Below are 15,548 nucleotides of genomic sequence, written 5' to 3'. Positions count from 1 at the left end.
GGTCGCTTAGAACCCTAACAGCGACTTCAGCGACCGTGTTTTCACCCCGCACGTCGTTCGATACTCGCAGGACTCGCACTTCGCGGAGTCGCCGAGTCGCGGCGGGACGAAATCGAGCGTCCGAGCGACGGTGAGCGCCCGTCGATAGGCCGCTTTGTTCTGGACCGTGAGTCGCACCGTTCGCACGACGCCGTGGGCGGGATACTCCACAATAGCTCGCTCGACTGCGTCTTCTCGCTCCCACGCGAGCGCCTTCGCCAGTCCGACGGCGCGGACGCGCTGTGGTTCCCACACCCCACGCTCCGGTGGTTCACCCGGCGAAATCAACACCGGAATCGGCGGGTCGCCGACGAGTTTGTGGGCGACGCCGCGGCAGTCTTTTCCCGTCAGAAGTGCGTCGCGGGCGACCGGGTCGGTGATGTCGTCCCACACGTCTCGCTCGCGGAGCTGGCGGAGGTTCGCCCGGTACGTCGCCGGCGACAGTGCAGTCGGCGACGCTCGGAGTTCGTCGTCGCTCGCGGTGAGCAACCGCGGGTACTCGAACGCGAGCGTGCGAATCTCGCCGACTTCGGGGGGTGGCGCTCGCTCGTCGTCCCGTCGGGCGTAGTAGAGCTGGCGCGGACAGTACGCGGCGCGGGCGAGCTCCGAGAGCGCGACCAGTTTCGACACGGCGGGTGTGGTCCCGGGATGGTACAAGAAGCTTCGGCCGGCCCGCCTCGCTTTCCGCCGTTGTGTGGTTTATTAGCTGGCCCTCCCTACGTATCGCATGGCAGAGCCGCCCTCCCTCTCGTCTCTCAAACTGAGTCGCCCCGAGTTGGCGGTGTTCGTCTCCGGCGTCGCCAGCATGGGACTGGAGATTCTCGCCGGCCGACTCATCGCACCGGAGTTCGGGAGCAGCATCTACACGTGGGGGAGCATCATCGGCGTCTTCCTCGCCGCGTTGAGCCTCGGCTACTACCGCGGTGGCAAGCAGGCGGCCGCGCGAGCGTCGAATCCGCGACTCGCCCGGCTGTTCGTCGCCACCGCGTTCTACGTCGCGGGGCTGATTCTCTTCGGCGAACTGATGTTGCAGTCGCTCTCTGGATTGCCCCTCCCGAGTCGATTCGCGTCGCTCCCGGCGATTACGCTCCTCTTCGGGCCGCCGACCTACCTCCTCGGTTACGTCAGCCCCTACGCCGCCGAGTTGTCGGGGCGGACCGACGTGGGGGCGGCCTCGGGTCACGTCTACGCCGTCGGCACCATCGGGAGCATCGTCGGCGCGTTTGCGACGACGTTCTTCCTCATTCCGACGCTGAGCGTCGCCGAAATCGGACTCATCTTCGGCTTGCTGTCGGTCGTCACCGCGCTCGCACTGCTTCGTCCGAACATCGGCTCCGACGAGGCGGTGTGGAGCGTCGCCGTGACGATACTGCTCGTCGGCGGCGCGGTCACGGGCGGCATCGGTCTCGACACCGCTGGTAACTCCGTCTACCACACCCAGACCGCGTATCAGGAACTCCGCGTCGTCGATGCCGACGGCACGCGGACCCTCTACCTCGACGGGCAACCCCACAGCGCGATGGACCTCGACCAACCCACGCGCCACGTCTTCGACTACACGTCGTACTTCCACATGCCGTTTCTCTACACCGAGGAGGTAGACCGCGTGCTCTTCGTCGGCGGCGGCGGATTCACCGGTCCGCGAGTGTTCCTCGACAAATACCCGAACGTGACCGTGGACGTCGTCGAAATCGACCCCGAGGTCGTCTCGACGGCGAAACGGTACTTCGGCGTCGAGGAGTCCGAGCGCCTCAACATCTACACCACCGACGGCCGGCAGTACCTCGAAGAGACGAACGAGACGTACGACGTCATCGTCCTCGACGCCTACCGGAAGGACAAGGTGCCGTTCGAACTCACGACGGTGGAGTTCATGCAACTCACCTCGCAGCGCTTAGACGACGACGGCGTGCTCGTCGCCAACGTCATCTCCGCGCCGAGCGGGCCGGCCTCCCAGTTCTACCGCGCCGAGTACAAGACGATGAGTCAGGTCTACCCACAAGTCTACAGTTTCCCGACGGTCGGGAGCGTCGTCGTCCAGAACATCGAGGTCGTGGCGACGAAAGACTCGACGCTCGTCACCAGCGAGGAACTCCAAGCGAGGAACGAGCGCCGCGATATCGGTATCGACCTCTCGTCGGAACTCACCACCTATCGCAACAGCGAACCGACCGACGACGTGCCAATCTTGCGGGACGACCGCGCGCCCGTCGATAGCCTCCTCGACCCGATGGTCGGCCAGCGCTACGTCATCGCCCAGTCGAACGAGAGCGAGACGAACGCGAGCACGTCCAACACGACGCTGATTCGCGCCGCACCGACGTAGATGGCCCACGACAGAATCCACGCCAAGCGCCCGACGCACGATATCGACCGCTGGACCGAAGGCACCATCGAGACCACCGAAGCGCGTGACGGCCACTGGGTCATCCACGCCCGAAACGACGACGGCGAGACGGTCGAACTCGTCGTCACGTTCGCCATCAGAGACCTGTTCTGCAGTCGCCTCGACTTCGAGGACTCTCCCGTCGGTGCGCGGTTCTGGTACCGAAAGAAGTCTCACTGAGGCCGGTTTCCGCCTCAGCTCACAGTTCTGCGAGTCGTCGTTTCATCTCGGCTTCGACCCACGAGACGAACTCGGACGCCGGTTCGTCGATGATGAGCTCTATCCACTTGTCGGTGTACCCGCTGACGCCGAGGAACCTGACCGCCTCGTAGATGGGTTCGCGCTCGGCGTAGCCCAGCGGGAGGCCGCCTGCGACCGACCGATAGCCCTCGTGCAGTGCGGTGACGAGATGCTCCGGGTCGGGTGACCGAAACGACCCGAACTGTTGGCTCTGTGCTCGGTGGAGGTCGCGGGCGGGGTCGCCGACGTGTGCGATTTCCCAGTCTAAAAACCCGATTTCGCCGTCCTGTTGGAAAGCGTTCGGTTGCGCCGGGTCGCCGTGGACGAGCGTCGCCGGCGCGGCATCGAGCACGTCACGATTCCGGAAGACGGCGGCTTTAACCGCGTCGTAGTGGTGGTCGAATCTCGTATCCGAGGCGAGTCCGCGCATCATCTCGATTCGGTCGGCGAGCACGTCGGCCCACCGTCCGCGCTCGGCTTCGAGTTCGGTCGGGCCGCCGCCGAAGATGTCTCCGTGGGCGTCGAAGCCCAGCGAGTGAACCCGCGCCAGTGCCGCGCCAACGCGTCGGGTGAGTTCGGCTCTGTCGCCGTCGTCCCACAGGTCCAAGACGACCGACCCATCGACCGGTTCGGTCACGAGATACGGGATTTCGTGGTCCGGGTCGCGGGCGACGATTTCGGGGACGGGGACGAGTCCCGCGCCCGCGACTCGCTCGATGACCGCGCTCTCGCGGACGATTCGCTCTCCGTCGCCGTCGGCAGCGACTTTGACGAACGCGCGCTGGCCGTCTTCGAACGCCACGCCGACCGTGTGGTTGCTGTCGTTCCACGACGGGCCTGTGGCGTGCACCTCGGCGACGTCGCGCGAGGGGAACGCGTGGGCGAGCGCGGATGCGACGCGACTGTCCATGGCAGATGCTTTCTGGCGGTTGTAGTGTCTCTTTTGGTGTCGTGTTGCTGACGTGTGAGTGGGGTGCGGTCTCTCTCACGTTTGCTCTCCGTTAGCCGAGCAACGAGTCGAACACTTTCTGTTCGGCGGTCCGGAGGTGTTGGTGGAACGTCGATGGACTGACACCGAGCATCTCGGCGATATCCTTGCCCGAATTGGCGCGCGGCCACTCGAAGAATCCGGCGTGGAAACTCGCTTCTAGTGCGGCACGCTGTCGGTCGGTCAACTCGTTGGTCAGCGTATCTTCGACGTCCGGTTCGATTCGCGTTATCTGCCGTCGAGCGGTCATCTCGGTGCCGGGGTACTCGGTCTGAATCGCGTCGGTGACCGTTCGAACGTCCGCGCCGGGCGGCAGGTGGTACCGCAGGTAGACCGTCCCATCGACGATGCGCGACTCGACGACATTGCCACCCTGTGCGGCGACGACTGAGCTAACCGGGGTCTTCGAGAGGTCGATTCGGAATGGTCGTTCCCCGAGCGTCGATTCGCCGATCGATAGTTCCTCCCACCGTGGGTTTGCGTCGAGTATCTTTTGGAGTGAATCGACGCCATCGTCGGTGACCGTTCCGTACGCGAGGTAGTGCCCGTCGCCAACATCGATGGTTTTGTCGATCGAAATCGTCCCGTCCAACTCCAACGATGTGCCGAGTGTCTTTCCAAAGTCCGGCATTCGGAACTGGAGTTCGATGACTTCCTCGCTCATCAACGCCCGCTTGCGTTCGATGCTCGCCAGCGAGTGGCCGATTAGCTCTCCGAGGTGCGTGATAGTCGCCCGCTCGTCGTCGCCAAACGCGTTCGCTCGATTCGTCGAAATCGTCAGCACACCGAAGATCAACTCTTCGTGGACGATTGGGATGCAGACGGTCGATCTGACCCCCGTTTCGTCGAGGAGGGAATAGAGCAATTCGTCGGTGCCGTGTTGGTCGTCTTCTGGATTCGACATCCAGCCATCGGCTCCGTCGATGTGTCGAACTTGGATAGACTGCGTCTGCAACGCGGCGGCGACCATCTCGCCGTACCCCGTCTGGCGCTCGTCGTCTATCAGGAGGTCCATCCCCGCAATCTCGCCGCACCCCGACGTGGCTTTGATGCGGACGCTGTCGAGCGAGCGCGTGAGCTCACCGATCCACGCGAACTGGTTGGTTTCGGTGTCGGCGAATCGGTCGCAGACGACTTGCTCGACCTCGTCACGAGTCGATTGGGCGATGACGGCGTCCGTGACACCGTGGATGACGTCGTTCAGGTCGTTCAGCGCGGCGAGTTGCTGACGGCGACGTTCGAGTTCGTGCTCGAACTCGTGTCGATTGATCGCCGCCGTGAGAATGTGAGCGACCGTTTGGACGAAGTTCACGTCGTGTGCAGTGAATCTCTTCTGCTGGGTGTCGTGTGTCCCGAGGATTCCCCACGGGTCGTCGAACGGACCGATGATCGTACTGATGCCACTCAGCACGCCGTGAGAGGTCAGTAACTCCGGCCCGCTGAATCGCTGTTCTTCGTCGAGGTTCTCGACGACGACCGGTTGTGAAGATTGCAATGTGTATGCCGCTTGCGAGTCGTCTTCGACGGCAGAGACAGTCGCGTGACCGACGATACCGTCCGCCCACCCGAAGCCTTGCCGCAGCAAGAGTTCGTCGTTCGCGCTATCGAGGTCCAGGACTTTGCAGTAGTCGTTCTCCAAGGTGTCGGCGACGACCTTCGACGCTTCTGCCATCACGAAGTCGATATCGAGGGTTTCGAGCGCGAGTTGGCCGAGGTGGGTAATCGCCTCTTGCTGTCGAATCCGCGCTTCGAGTTCGTCTTCTCGCTGCTTGCGGTCTCGAATGTCTCGAACGACCCCGGCACGACCGTACTTGTCGTCTCCGAGCGGGAGTAACGCAAACTGGGTTTCGATCGGCACCTCTTGGCCGTCTTTGGTGAGCAGTGTCGTCTCCACGGTCGTGACTCCCTCGCCGACTTCTGCGAGGTCGTCTCGACGTCGTTCGGCTAATTCGAGGTCTTGGGAGGTCGTGACCATCGATGCGTGTGCACCGATCACCTCGTCGCGGTCGTATCCCGTGAGGTCGCAGTACGCCTGATTTATCAGGTGAAACCGGCTCTCGTGATCGACGATATAGACGCCGTCGCCGACGGTTTCGACCGCCGCTTTGTACTGTTCGAGTTCTCGACCGTCTTCGAGAATCGTGCTGCTCACAGGGTCCGATTCTCGTGAGGGCTGGGTCGTCTCTCGTGACGGCCGAGCCACTTCTCGTGACGGTCGCCACCAGACCCGCCCGCGTGCGCCAACCTTCTTCGTCGCCAACTCGCCTTCCTCGACGAGTCGCTGTAAGCGGTCGTACGCCGCCCGGCGCGTACACTCCAATTGTTCGGTCACTTCGACCGTGGTCAGTGGCTCGCAGGGATACTCGGTCCGTTCGAATACGGCGAGCGTCTCCGTATGACGCGTTCCGCTTCCTGTCCCCATCGTGGGTGAGAATCTCTACCACAGCTATTAGCACTTCCGTCGAAGGAAGTGCGTCGGTGACCAAACTGAGTCGGCGGGTTGTCACTTCCCACTGTACAGTCACGAAACTCGGAACCAGCGCCAAATCCTTTGGGCATCGGCGCTATTCCCAGCGAGATATAGGTGCGTACACCGATGAGCCACGACTACCGACCGCACCCCCGAAACCATACCGCCCTCAGGCTGTGTGCTTGCTCGCCTTCCACGATTCGAGTCCTCGAAGAGCCACTCAGACGGGCCGTCGTGCGCGTGTTGCTGGAACAAACCGCTATTTCGACGACCCAACTGTGCTCGCTCATCACGCTCGCCGCCTTGAGTGACCTCTCCGATGGCGACTCTGAACTCCCCGACAGAGTTGCCATCGAACTCCATCACGTCCACCTCCCGAAGCTCGCGTCCGCCGGATTGGTCGCTTTCGACGACGACCAGGGCGTGCTCTCACTCCGCGCACACCCCGATATCGCCGATGGCCTGCTCGACGCACGCTTGCTCGCGTCGGTGGACCAAGCGCAGTGGGAGGCGATTGCGTCGATTCACTCTCACGACTGTCGGCGCGAACTCCTCACCGTGTTGGCGCAGGCCGGTGGGTCGCTGACGCTCAGTTCGTTAGCGACGGAACTGGCCGAAGCAACGTGGACGAGTTCCTCCGTGGCCGAGCGTGCGTGCCCACACGAGATTGCGATCACACTGCACCATCATCACCTCCCGATGCTCGATGGGTCGGGGTTGGTCAGCTACGATGCTTCGACTCACGAGGTGTCGTACGCGGGGAGTGAGATGTTTGGGTTATCGGCGTTGGCGGCGGCGGTTGAGTAACTCCGGTAGTGTGGATTGCGCGTCGTTGCTGGCGGCGGGCAGTGATATTTCTCTCGGTGGAGGTTTTCTGATGCATCTCGTGCCACGAACATATTATATATCCTGAACGAATCGCATCAGACACCCTAAATGACTACCCTCACCGATGCGATTCAGCCGTATTTGTCCTCGAACGAGTCTATTCGCGCTGCTCGGGCCAACGACTCCAGCGCGGTCGTCGTCACAGACCGCCGTGTCATGGAAATCAAACGAGGCTCCGACAGCCGTGGCCGCGACCTCAAACTCGCAAAGAGTACTCTCATCACTGGACCGAGTATTCTCGGCGTGAAAATCGTCGAGGAAGGGGGCGAACGAGTGGACACCGAGAAGCTCGCTGCTGGTGTTGTCGCGTTCGCTCTCGGAATGGGAGTCTTCGCTGTTACTGGGAATATGAATGGAGAGCTTGCCGGACTCGTAGGAATCCTTGCAGCGGTTGTCGGAGGCGCTATCGGAGCCGTGTACATGTGGAATGCGATTCAGACGAAACAAGGCGAGGTCACGGTGAAACTCATCGGCGACGAGGGCGACATTATCGAGACGATTTCGCTTGCGGAGGAAGAAGCGGACGTGGCTGCGGAGATTTCGAGTGTGATTGGAGAATGACTATTAGAATGGGCATTTATCATGCGAGGTATCGCCGTCGAGTAGAGATCACGGAGGAAGATCCATGAGACGACGGCAATTCGTAGCCTCTGTTTCAACAACGGTACTCACTGCAATCGCTGGCTGTATTGGAAAACCCAATCAAGAGGCGCGAGATGCGTATCGGAGGGGGTTAAGTCAATATCAAGAAGGAGAGGGTATCGCCAATGATACACCACCTGCCGGCCCTGACAAGGAGATAACCCAAGAAACGGCATATCAATACATGTTGTCTGGCGACAAGTTTTTCTCAGCAGTTTTCTCGTTTGAGGATGCAGCAGAGGCATCAAATGCTGACCCCGCACGACAATACGCGCTTGATGCAAGTAGTCGAGCCCGTGAAAAGTCAGAGGAAATGTGGGATCTCGCGGACAACGACGTACAAAAGGCACTAAGCCATCAGAGGGCAGCTTACGAGTACCAGATTGCTGACATGGGTGATTTTAAGCAGGCTACCAGTGGTAGTCTGTTCTGATTTGTCTCTGTTGAGGACGAGAGACGATTGTAGTTCGACTACTTCACTAGGTAGGTCATTTATGCAATTCTGGAGAAATCCCTATATCTTTATTAACTGTTCAAATATTCAGACAATATACCAGAATGAAATCAATCCGTTGGTATATTCTCCCCTTGATCGCCGCCGCTTTGCTCTTTGGGACCCTTGGTGATATTCTTCTTTATGGCGGGTCGATCTTCTCTGACAAAATCTTAGCCTACGCAGGAGAGAATAAGGATTCCTTGTCTGTTGTGTTGTCTGGACTATTGTTGATTGCTTACCTACTCCAGTTCCAATCACAAATTGCCCAGAGGAAGATAATGAATCGACAGGAACAGATCATGAAAGCCGGTTATACACCAATTTTGGGAGTGACAAACCAACGGTTTGGTCAAGACGAGTACGAAGGTCCAGACATTAGCTCACACAAAGCAAATGAGCTATTTCTTGATTTAGTGAATAATGGAAACTCGACTGCTCGGGACTTGCAGGTGTGGTTTGGAATCTCATACAGCGCATGTTCATGGAAAACTCCAGATATTCGGTCAAACTCTGTTCCACTGAGAAGGGCAAAGGATGGCGCTTGGTGGCCAGCAGAAACAGGAGGTGCAATTACTGATGACTCAGAAGATTCGGTGACATTTAGCTGTGAACCAATGTTGTCAAAATTTGAACGAACTATTCCATTCGTCCCCATTTTTGGCTCGCGTAAGGATTTAGAAATGGGAGAAGCGCTTGAACTGCTTAAAAAAGAAGGTGTCAAAGAATTCCGACTGGCGATCGTTCTCAGATATACCACTGCGACTGGTGTTAAAGATAATATTCCTCTTTCAGCTTACAAGGCCAATCCAGGAACAATTGGAGACGACTACTTACTTTATAAGGCATCAGAAGTCAACGCGAAGGTCGAGGAATACAAGGAGGCGGCTCGTGACTGAGCGGAATTACTTTTACACATGCACAAAAAGTATCAGCAATGCGTAGTACTGTTGGTGTTCATAGAACAATCGTTCGGAGGCTAAATCATGAAATTTGACCACCTGAGTAACCCAGAGACAGAAGAGATTGTAAACCAGTTCATAGCTCACGTCACAAAAACGGATGGCGACCTCGCGGAAGAAGCTAAGACTGGTAAAAAATCGTCTACTGAGCTAAAGATATTCATTGCAAGAAGCAATGGGTTCAATCCAGAAGACACCGCTGAATATATTGCAAATATCCTGAAATCAAAGGATACAAACGACAATCCACGTGAGTTCTTCAATGAACATACATTCTCTATTGAAAAGTTGAATGATGAGACCTATCATTTCATAATTTCAACACCAAAGTATAATCGAAATGATGATTTCATTTTAATTGACTCAGATGGGTACTTGAAAGCGATAACAGTCATTAGAAAATCTTGGACTGAGAAAACAATCGAGAAATTTTTCAGATATATTCCAACCCTTGAGCGACTTTTCATTTCATCTGATGATCTGAAGGAAGTGGTTGACAAAGATGAAGATAGGACACTTACTGGATTTACTGCTAAGTATCGGCCGTTCTACAAAGAAGAGCGGGTTAGTGTCCAAGTCCACGGTGGAACTGATGAGCACCTAACTGACGTTAAATCCACATTCCAAGCAGTTCCAAAGCGTATTGAGTTTGGACAAAAGAACAGCCCTACCGACGCAGTAAAAGGGGCAATTCGTCAGGATGGGTATGCATCGATACCATATGTCCGTTCTGGATCAGAGGATGTTGGATTCAAGACAATCGATAGTGTAATTGACTCTTATGAGAAAACGGACCAAGACAAATTTGAAGTCAAATATCGCCCACAACGGATTAGACCTCGAGACCTGAAACAGACCTCGCAGGTCGATTTTACGGATTCTACAAATAAGGACGAGACAGATGGAGGCTACCCTGAAAAGTTGAAGACGATTGATCAGAGTGCCAGGATGGAAGGGGTGACTATCTGGATTTTTGAGGAAAAGATGGGGGGAGAAAACTACCCCAGCAACAAGATGGTTGCTTCAAGTCTAGAGGAGGAGATTCTAGATCACAAACCTCGCTACGCGTATTCAGAGATTGACGAATGCAATTTCCTTGTATATGACCGGAGGTGTGGTGAGTCGTTCGAAATAATCGTACACAACCAGAAGATCAGAGTCTATGCTAAAGCCAATACAACGTCACGTAGCTTTAGGAAATTCTACAATATCCTTGACACGGATTTCAATTCGACGTATAGATTCGATCAAAAGAGAGAGAAATTGATCGCCTAAGATGGTCGGCTGGGAATCTCAGAGTCAACATCTGCGGACTCACGACCTATTCTATTCTGCAGTCTATGGTGAATGTGATGATGGACTCATAGATATTGGATTTCATGTCGCAGGGGAGTTTACTGAAGCCGAGAATAAGAAGCGAGATGCGAGGTGTATCCCATCCTTCACACTTTACGATAATGACAACTTAGTATTTGTTGACATTTTTGAACCTGGTGATGTGACAAGTGAGACGATAGAGCGTGTCTCAAATTACAACAGGCTAGACATGGAATCTGTCGAAAAATACCTCAAGCGGTGTGAGTTCACAGAGGACCATCTTACTAATGAAGAAATTGAAAATTACGACCACCTTTTTGTCCTGACTAAAGAACAATATAGTAATCATCAAGCAGGAGATGCGACACAGAGATCGAACCTCAAACAATTGGAAATTGAAGGTTGTATCGCTACAATAAGTCCTGGCGGCGAGTTAAAAATCGAAAAGGGTGGTCTCCATTGTCCTCCTATTGATGATGCTCTTCAACAAGGTGTGAGCGTACCTGAAAAGACAGGGAAGTACGTGTACATAACCCGAAATTTCTACAGAGAGAGTCTAGCTGTTGGCATTTGTGAGGGCATAGTCATGAACGAAAACCTCACAGAAAGCGATGTTAAGCTCAATTATAGTGATGTTCAGTCTCATTTCAATAGGTCCATCCCTTTTGAAATGCTTGAGGAAGTATTCGAATATCTTCGAAGTATCAATGCATGCAGAGTGAAGAGGGGAGACGATGCGTACACATTCAACAAATACAATCTCGAGACAGTACTTTCGGTACGGAAGTATCTGGCATCACGGCCGATAGATGAAGAACTGTCTGACGACGATTCTCGAGATCCCGGGCAAAATCGGTCACTGGAAGAATTTAGCAAATGATCTCACCGCTACCAGTTCTCTACCCGGGTCTGATACTGTAACCCGAGAACAGACGGGTTCGCCACCGCCTGAACTGCTGTCGGGTCAATGTGTCCACGTATATTCTCGGTGGTTACTTTCGATTCAGTGAATGAGTGCGGCGTCGAGCATGGCAGAGCACGGCGGGTCGTCGGTCTTGTCGGCAGCGACTATCTCTCCTTCTTTCTCGAATAACAGCTGCCGTTCGTCACTGAGATTTAGACTGATTCATCTGCCCAATTCGCGCTTCAAGTTCGCGTATCTCCTTCTCGTTCTCGACAAGAATGGACATGAACATCGATAATTCGGGTCTGAGCGCGTTTTGAGCGTGACCAGCCATCGATTGCGCATGAATCTTGATGAGGAGTTTATCGAAGTCCTCCTTTTCGTGCCGTCGGAGTGCATCCCGATACAGTTTCCAGTCAGTTTCGAATTTGCGAATCGTGTCACGATAGGTCGGATTCGTTCTTCCCATACTCCAGAACACGCATGAGCGTGTGTTAGACGTAATCCTAGCAGAGCGAAACTAAAACGCCGATTATCTCACCTTCGGGTAGTACGACATCTTCAACTCAGACGTGTTGAGTAACCGCATCTGCTTCGGTGTGAACTCCTCCCAGTGCTCTTTTCGGTTCTCCCTGTCTTCGAGGTAGTGCCGAATCGCCGTATCAATCGCATCGGCTCGGGTGCTTGACTCCGTTTCTTCGTCGAGGCGGTCCAGTAGTCGCTCACGGTCGTCGTTGAGTGGGTAGCTGTAGTGGCTCATTTTGATGTACTGTCGGTCGAAAACCGGCGAAAACCGTTTCGCTGGTGTTTCTCAATCGGCTGTTCTTTAAGTGGGGTTTCTCTCGTGGTCGTCACGTTTCCGAGACCCCTGTTCTTCCGGTGCAGTTTTGATGTATCGTAGCGGCCGCTGGTTTCGTCGGAGACGGTGAGAAATACATCAACCGGGGTTTGGCACTCAATCCTGATTACCCCCGTGGGGTCGGATGTGAAGACCCCTCTGCACGATGCTACTGGCTGATTTTGGCTAATTTGTCGCATCGGAGAGACTGGCCACCCAGCAAATAATGACCATTATGGTAAACGACAAAGAGGTGATGACTCATGATAGACCCAATACTATTTATTCAAGAATTGAAATTTTCATAAAGGATGGCTCCATTTATAACTTCAAATGCAGCATTAGCAGCACTCTTGGGCGCGGCTGGTGCATTCGTAGCTCAACTAATTATAAACCATTTCTCTGATGAAGCGCAAAAACACAGACTGAGAACTGCATTTTTGGCGGAACTACGTAATATGCCAAACTTTACTAGCGTGACTAATCGGGCAGCACTCAATGCTAGTCAAGAGGTATATCTGTCTAATGTGAATCAGCTGGGGATGCTGACGGACGACGAAGTAGAGAAAATTGTAGCTTTTTACAGCGACTTAGTACACCAGAGACAAAGAGATTTAGCTAGACGTGTAGAACTTCAAACGAAGAAGTTTGACGATTCCTTACAATTTGCCGAGTATAGGCAGACACTATCAGAAAGTCAGGTCAAGCGGATAGAAGAGCGAAAAAACGACGCTATCGAGGCAATTGAGTGTAATTACGACGACTGGAGGTGAGACAGTGGATCATTTGCAAACCGAACGTCATCTAATAGAGTCAAATCATCGGTGAAGTATTTCCGGCAACTCAGCAATCCCTCCATCCGCAACATCCCGAACAACGTAGACGCCCTCCCCGAGTCGCTGAACGTGCATCTGCTTCCCGTCGGTCGGCTCGCCGTCTTCGAGAACACCGTCCATCTCTAATTCGTCTTTGTCGAGCGCAATCAGTGGCGTACCGTCGTGATTTCGAAGTTTTCTGAACATCTTCACACCGGTCGGCCACCCGCCTCTACTTAACCGTCCGGACGGGGTGAGAACCCCGATAGGAATGAGCTACCGAACACTCAGGGATTCCTGAATATTATGGAATCCGGGGTGGCCGCCCATTTCGTACCATAGCAAAGATGCAATTCGACCCGAGGGACGCGGGGGAATCGAGGGCGGTGTTGGAGTAGACCGCCCGGATGTTGAACCGTGCCGAGACCTCACTCCGTTCGGTCTCGTCGGGTTCAAACCGGCCGCTCGTGACGATTTCGTTCTCACTTCGTTCGAACAGAAATAGTGGGACCGCCCGGATTTGAACCGGGGTCACGGGCACCCAAGGCCCGAAGTATACCAGGCTAACCCACGGTCCCGCGTTTACTTCTCATCCCGACGTGGTGTAAAGGGTTTCGTTCCGTCTTTTCACACCGGTGGGAAGAAATACGCCACCCCAATCGTCGTCACGACGGCCAAAACCAACTGGAGTGGCCCGCCGACGCGGATGTAGTCCGTGAACTTGTAGCCGCCGGGACCGTAGACGAACAGGTTGGTCTGATAGCCGACGGGCGTCATGAACGCCGTCGATGCCGCGAACATGACCGCGACGACGAACGAGAAGGGTCGTGCCCCCAGCGTGTTCGCCGCCTCGATGGCGACCGGAATCATGAGCACGACGCTGGCGTTGTTCGAGATGACGTTCGTCAAGAGCGCGGTCACGAGGTAGAAGACGCCCAAGACGGCGAGCAGTGGGAGGAACTCGCCGCTCATGACGACGAACGAGGCGAGCAACTCCGCGGCCCCCGAGTTCTCCATGGCGATGCCGAGCGGGATGACACCGGCGAGGAGGAAGATGACGTCCCACTGGACGGCGTCGTACAGTTCGGTCGGGCGAAGACACCGCGTCAGAACCATCAAGAGCGCGCCGAGCAGTGCCGAGACGACGATTGGAACGATATTGAGCGCGGCGAGACCGACGACGCCCGCGACGATACCGATTGCGACGAGCGTTTTGTCGGTTCGGTAGTCGCGGCGTTCGATTTCTTGGGCGACGATGAAGTCGCGGTTGAGGTCGAGACGCTCGACGCTCTCGACGGTCGCCTGCACGAGGAGGGTGTCACCGACGCGAAGCGGGAGGTTGTCCATGCGGCGACGGATGAGTTCGCCACCGCGCCGGAGGGCGAGCACCGTCGCGTCGTACCGCTGACGGAAACTCGCGGACGCCAGCGACTCGCCGACGAGCGACGAGCCGGGCGCGACGACGACTTCGACGAGGTTCTGACCCTTGTCTGCGATTTCGAGGTCGTCTTCGGTGACGGTGATGGGCATGAGGTCGAACCCCTCCACGTCGATGAGTTCGACGAGGGTGTCGCGGTCGGTCCTGACGGTGAACACGTCTCCGGCCTGAATCTCCTTCGGTCCGAGTGGTTCGAGGAACACCGTCTCGCCGCGAATCAGTTGGAGCAAGTCCACGTCGAACTCCGTCTCGACGAGCGCCTGCTGGACCTGCTGGCCGACGAGCGGCGAGTCCTGACGCACGACGACTTCTGTCAGGTAGTCGGCCATCTCGAACTCCTCTGTGAGGTCGCGCCGAGGTTCGATACGAACCGGGGTGAGCGCCCGGCCGACGGTGAGCAGGTACGCGATTCCGATGACCATCACGACGGCACCGAGTGCGGTGAACTCGAACATCGAAAAGCCCGCTTCGCCGGTGATTCGAGAGTACACGTCGCTGGCGAGGATGTTCGTCGAGGTGCCGATGAGTGTCAGCATGCCGCCGAACATCGAGGCGTACGAGAGGGGGAGGAGGAGTTTCGACGGCGAGGTTCGCCCCCGCTCTGCGAGGTCGGTCACCATCGGGAGGAGGATAGCGACGGCGGCGGTGTTGTTGATAAACCCGGAAATCGGGCCGACGAGACCGACTGTCGCCCCGAGTTGCTTCAATTCGCTGTCTTCGGTAAACGCAGAGATTTTCGCACCGAGCAACTGGATGATGCCGGTTCGTTGGACGCCCTCGCTTAAGATGAACATCGCCAGAACGGTCAGCGTCGCCGTGTTTGCGAACCCCGAGAGCGCGTCGTTGGGGTACGTTTCGAAGAGGACGATGGGTTCTCCGAGGAGACCGACCGAGACGAGCGCCGCCGACGCCGGTTGGATGAGCATGAGCGTCACCATGATGCCGATTGCCGTCACGTCAACCGGAACCGGTTCGGTGGCGAACAGCACCAAGGCGAGGAGAATAACGAGAAAGACGACGACGATACCCGGCGTAATCCCTACCACGGAGAGATGGACGCGCTGGCACCCGAAAAACGTGGCGGAGAGCCGACCACTGTTCGCACACTGTTCGAAAATCGAGAACGAC

The 15,548-nt window shown here is 56.2% G+C and carries 16 protein-coding genes, 1 tRNA gene and 1 pseudogene; 9 read left to right on the top strand and 9 right to left on the bottom strand.

Translation table 11 applies throughout. The annotated features are described in order from the left end of the window. Positions 1-6 precede the first annotated feature (6 nt). Complete coding sequence (locus ACFQJC_RS15070) at positions 7-669, bottom strand: CRISPR-associated protein Cas4 (protein ID WP_390224878.1); 663 nt, start codon at positions 667-669, stop codon at positions 7-9. 97 nt (positions 670-766) lie between these two features. Here ACFQJC_RS15070 and ACFQJC_RS15065 point away from each other — a divergent pair, with 97 nt between their 5' ends. Continuing rightward, positions 767-2,365 (top strand): spermidine synthase, encoded by a 1,599-nt coding sequence (locus ACFQJC_RS15065; RefSeq protein WP_390224876.1) that lies wholly within the window; start codon positions 767-769, stop codon positions 2,363-2,365. Then, a complete protein-coding gene (locus ACFQJC_RS15060; RefSeq protein WP_390224874.1) occupies positions 2,366-2,605 on the top strand; it encodes a DUF7861 family protein in 240 nt (79 codons plus the stop codon). Between the two features lie 19 nt (positions 2,606-2,624). On the opposite strand, the gene ACFQJC_RS15055 is transcribed toward ACFQJC_RS15060, so the two are convergent. Both ACFQJC_RS15055 and ACFQJC_RS15050 read right to left on the bottom strand, forming a co-directional pair. Beyond that, positions 2,625-3,575 (bottom strand): phosphotransferase family protein, encoded by a 951-nt coding sequence (locus tag ACFQJC_RS15055; RefSeq protein ID WP_390224872.1) that lies wholly within the window; start codon positions 3,573-3,575, stop codon positions 2,625-2,627. 91 nt (positions 3,576-3,666) lie between these two features. Then, positions 3,667-6,075, bottom strand: coding sequence for a bacterio-opsin activator domain-containing protein (locus ACFQJC_RS15050; RefSeq protein ID WP_390224871.1), 2,409 nt, complete (start codon positions 6,073-6,075; stop codon positions 3,667-3,669). 174 nt (positions 6,076-6,249) lie between these two features. Here ACFQJC_RS15050 and ACFQJC_RS15045 point away from each other — a divergent pair, with 174 nt between their 5' ends. The 6 genes from ACFQJC_RS15045 to ACFQJC_RS15020 all read left to right on the top strand — a co-directional run bounded on the left by ACFQJC_RS15045 (position 6,250) and on the right by ACFQJC_RS15020 (position 11,305). Beyond that, complete coding sequence (locus ACFQJC_RS15045) at positions 6,250-6,930, top strand: DUF7344 domain-containing protein (RefSeq protein ID WP_390224869.1); 681 nt, start codon at positions 6,250-6,252, stop codon at positions 6,928-6,930. 237 nt (positions 6,931-7,167) lie between these two features. Next, positions 7,168-7,572, top strand: coding sequence for a hypothetical protein (locus tag ACFQJC_RS15040; protein ID WP_390224867.1), 405 nt, complete (start codon positions 7,168-7,170; stop codon positions 7,570-7,572). Between the two features lie 64 nt (positions 7,573-7,636). Further along, positions 7,637-8,086: a hypothetical protein gene (locus tag ACFQJC_RS15035; RefSeq protein ID WP_390224865.1), complete on the top strand. Its 450-nt coding sequence runs from the start codon at positions 7,637-7,639 to the stop codon at positions 8,084-8,086. A gap of 125 nt (positions 8,087-8,211) precedes the next feature. Continuing rightward, positions 8,212-9,045, top strand: a complete 834-nt coding sequence (locus ACFQJC_RS15030) for a hypothetical protein (protein ID WP_390224863.1) — start codon at positions 8,212-8,214, stop codon at positions 9,043-9,045. 87 nt (positions 9,046-9,132) lie between these two features. Continuing rightward, positions 9,133-10,383 (top strand): hypothetical protein, encoded by a 1,251-nt coding sequence (locus ACFQJC_RS15025; protein ID WP_390224861.1) that lies wholly within the window; start codon positions 9,133-9,135, stop codon positions 10,381-10,383. Between the two features lies 1 nt (position 10,384). Then, positions 10,385-11,305 (top strand): hypothetical protein, encoded by a 921-nt coding sequence (locus ACFQJC_RS15020; RefSeq protein WP_390224859.1) that lies wholly within the window; start codon positions 10,385-10,387, stop codon positions 11,303-11,305. Positions 11,306-11,313: 8 nt separating this feature from the next. Here the strand turns inward: ACFQJC_RS15020 and ACFQJC_RS18275 are convergent. From ACFQJC_RS18275 to ACFQJC_RS15015, 3 genes and pseudogenes are all read right to left on the bottom strand, one after another. Next, positions 11,314-11,551 (bottom strand): annotated as a pseudogene (locus ACFQJC_RS18275) (DUF7386 family protein). Beyond that, positions 11,532-11,798 (bottom strand): DUF8156 family protein, encoded by a 267-nt coding sequence (locus ACFQJC_RS18270; RefSeq protein WP_465261519.1) that lies wholly within the window; start codon positions 11,796-11,798, stop codon positions 11,532-11,534. The pseudogene ACFQJC_RS18275 and the gene ACFQJC_RS18270 overlap by 20 nt, the downstream one beginning before the upstream one ends. Positions 11,799-11,861: 63 nt before the next feature. After that, positions 11,862-12,089, bottom strand: coding sequence for a DUF7386 family protein (locus ACFQJC_RS15015; protein ID WP_390224857.1), 228 nt, complete (start codon positions 12,087-12,089; stop codon positions 11,862-11,864). Positions 12,090-12,478: 389 nt separating this feature from the next. On the opposite strand from ACFQJC_RS15015, the gene ACFQJC_RS15010 reads away from it, so the two are divergent. Next, positions 12,479-12,940 carry a hypothetical protein gene (locus ACFQJC_RS15010; RefSeq protein ID WP_390224855.1) on the top strand — a complete coding sequence of 154 codons (462 nt, stop codon included), beginning with the start codon at positions 12,479-12,481 and terminating at the stop codon, positions 12,938-12,940. A 45-nt stretch (positions 12,941-12,985) separates the two neighbouring features. Here ACFQJC_RS15010 and ACFQJC_RS18265 read toward each other — a convergent pair whose 3' ends face one another. The 3 genes from ACFQJC_RS18265 to ACFQJC_RS14995 form a co-directional block, all read right to left on the bottom strand. Then, a complete protein-coding gene (locus tag ACFQJC_RS18265; RefSeq protein WP_465261518.1) occupies positions 12,986-13,189 on the bottom strand; it encodes a DUF8053 family protein in 204 nt (67 codons plus the stop codon). A gap of 298 nt (positions 13,190-13,487) precedes the next feature. After that, positions 13,488-13,560 (bottom strand) — tRNA-Pro (locus tag ACFQJC_RS15000). A gap of 49 nt (positions 13,561-13,609) precedes the next feature. Then, on the bottom strand, positions 13,610-15,466 hold the full coding sequence (locus ACFQJC_RS14995) for an SLC13 family permease (protein ID WP_390224851.1): 1,857 nt from the start codon (positions 15,464-15,466) through the stop codon (positions 13,610-13,612). Positions 15,467-15,548: the final 82 nt, after the last annotated feature.

The sequence above is a fragment of the Haloferax namakaokahaiae genome (genome assembly GCF_042663225.1).
Lineage (GTDB): Archaea > Halobacteriota > Halobacteria > Halobacteriales > Haloferacaceae > Haloferax > Haloferax namakaokahaiae.
The sequence above is the reverse complement of the archived record's forward strand: the minus strand, read 5'-3'. Positions and strand labels throughout refer to the sequence as shown.

Coding starts and splice junctions, on each gene's coding strand:
- ACFQJC_RS15065 (WP_390224876.1), top strand. CDS start 767: ATGGCAGAGCCGCCCTCCCTCTCGTCTCTCAAACTGAGTCGCCCCGAG.
- ACFQJC_RS15060 (WP_390224874.1), top strand. CDS start 2,366: ATGGCCCACGACAGAATCCACGCCAAGCGCCCGACGCACGATATCGAC.
- ACFQJC_RS15055 (WP_390224872.1), bottom strand. CDS start 3,575: ATGGACAGTCGCGTCGCATCCGCGCTCGCCCACGCGTTCCCCTCGCGC.
- ACFQJC_RS15050 (WP_390224871.1), bottom strand. CDS start 6,075: ATGGGGACAGGAAGCGGAACGCGTCATACGGAGACGCTCGCCGTATTC.
- ACFQJC_RS15045 (WP_390224869.1), top strand. CDS start 6,250: ATGAGCCACGACTACCGACCGCACCCCCGAAACCATACCGCCCTCAGG.
- ACFQJC_RS15040 (WP_390224867.1), top strand. CDS start 7,168: ATGGAAATCAAACGAGGCTCCGACAGCCGTGGCCGCGACCTCAAACTC.
- ACFQJC_RS15035 (WP_390224865.1), top strand. CDS start 7,637: ATGAGACGACGGCAATTCGTAGCCTCTGTTTCAACAACGGTACTCACT.
- ACFQJC_RS15030 (WP_390224863.1), top strand. CDS start 8,212: ATGAAATCAATCCGTTGGTATATTCTCCCCTTGATCGCCGCCGCTTTG.
- ACFQJC_RS15025 (WP_390224861.1), top strand. CDS start 9,133: ATGAAATTTGACCACCTGAGTAACCCAGAGACAGAAGAGATTGTAAAC.
- ACFQJC_RS15020 (WP_390224859.1), top strand. CDS start 10,385: ATGGTCGGCTGGGAATCTCAGAGTCAACATCTGCGGACTCACGACCTA.
- ACFQJC_RS18270 (WP_465261519.1), bottom strand. CDS start 11,798: ATGGGAAGAACGAATCCGACCTATCGTGACACGATTCGCAAATTCGAA.
- ACFQJC_RS15015 (WP_390224857.1), bottom strand. CDS start 12,089: ATGAGCCACTACAGCTACCCACTCAACGACGACCGTGAGCGACTACTG.
- ACFQJC_RS15010 (WP_390224855.1), top strand. CDS start 12,479: ATGGCTCCATTTATAACTTCAAATGCAGCATTAGCAGCACTCTTGGGC.
- ACFQJC_RS18265 (WP_465261518.1), bottom strand. CDS start 13,189: ATGTTCAGAAAACTTCGAAATCACGACGGTACGCCACTGATTGCGCTC.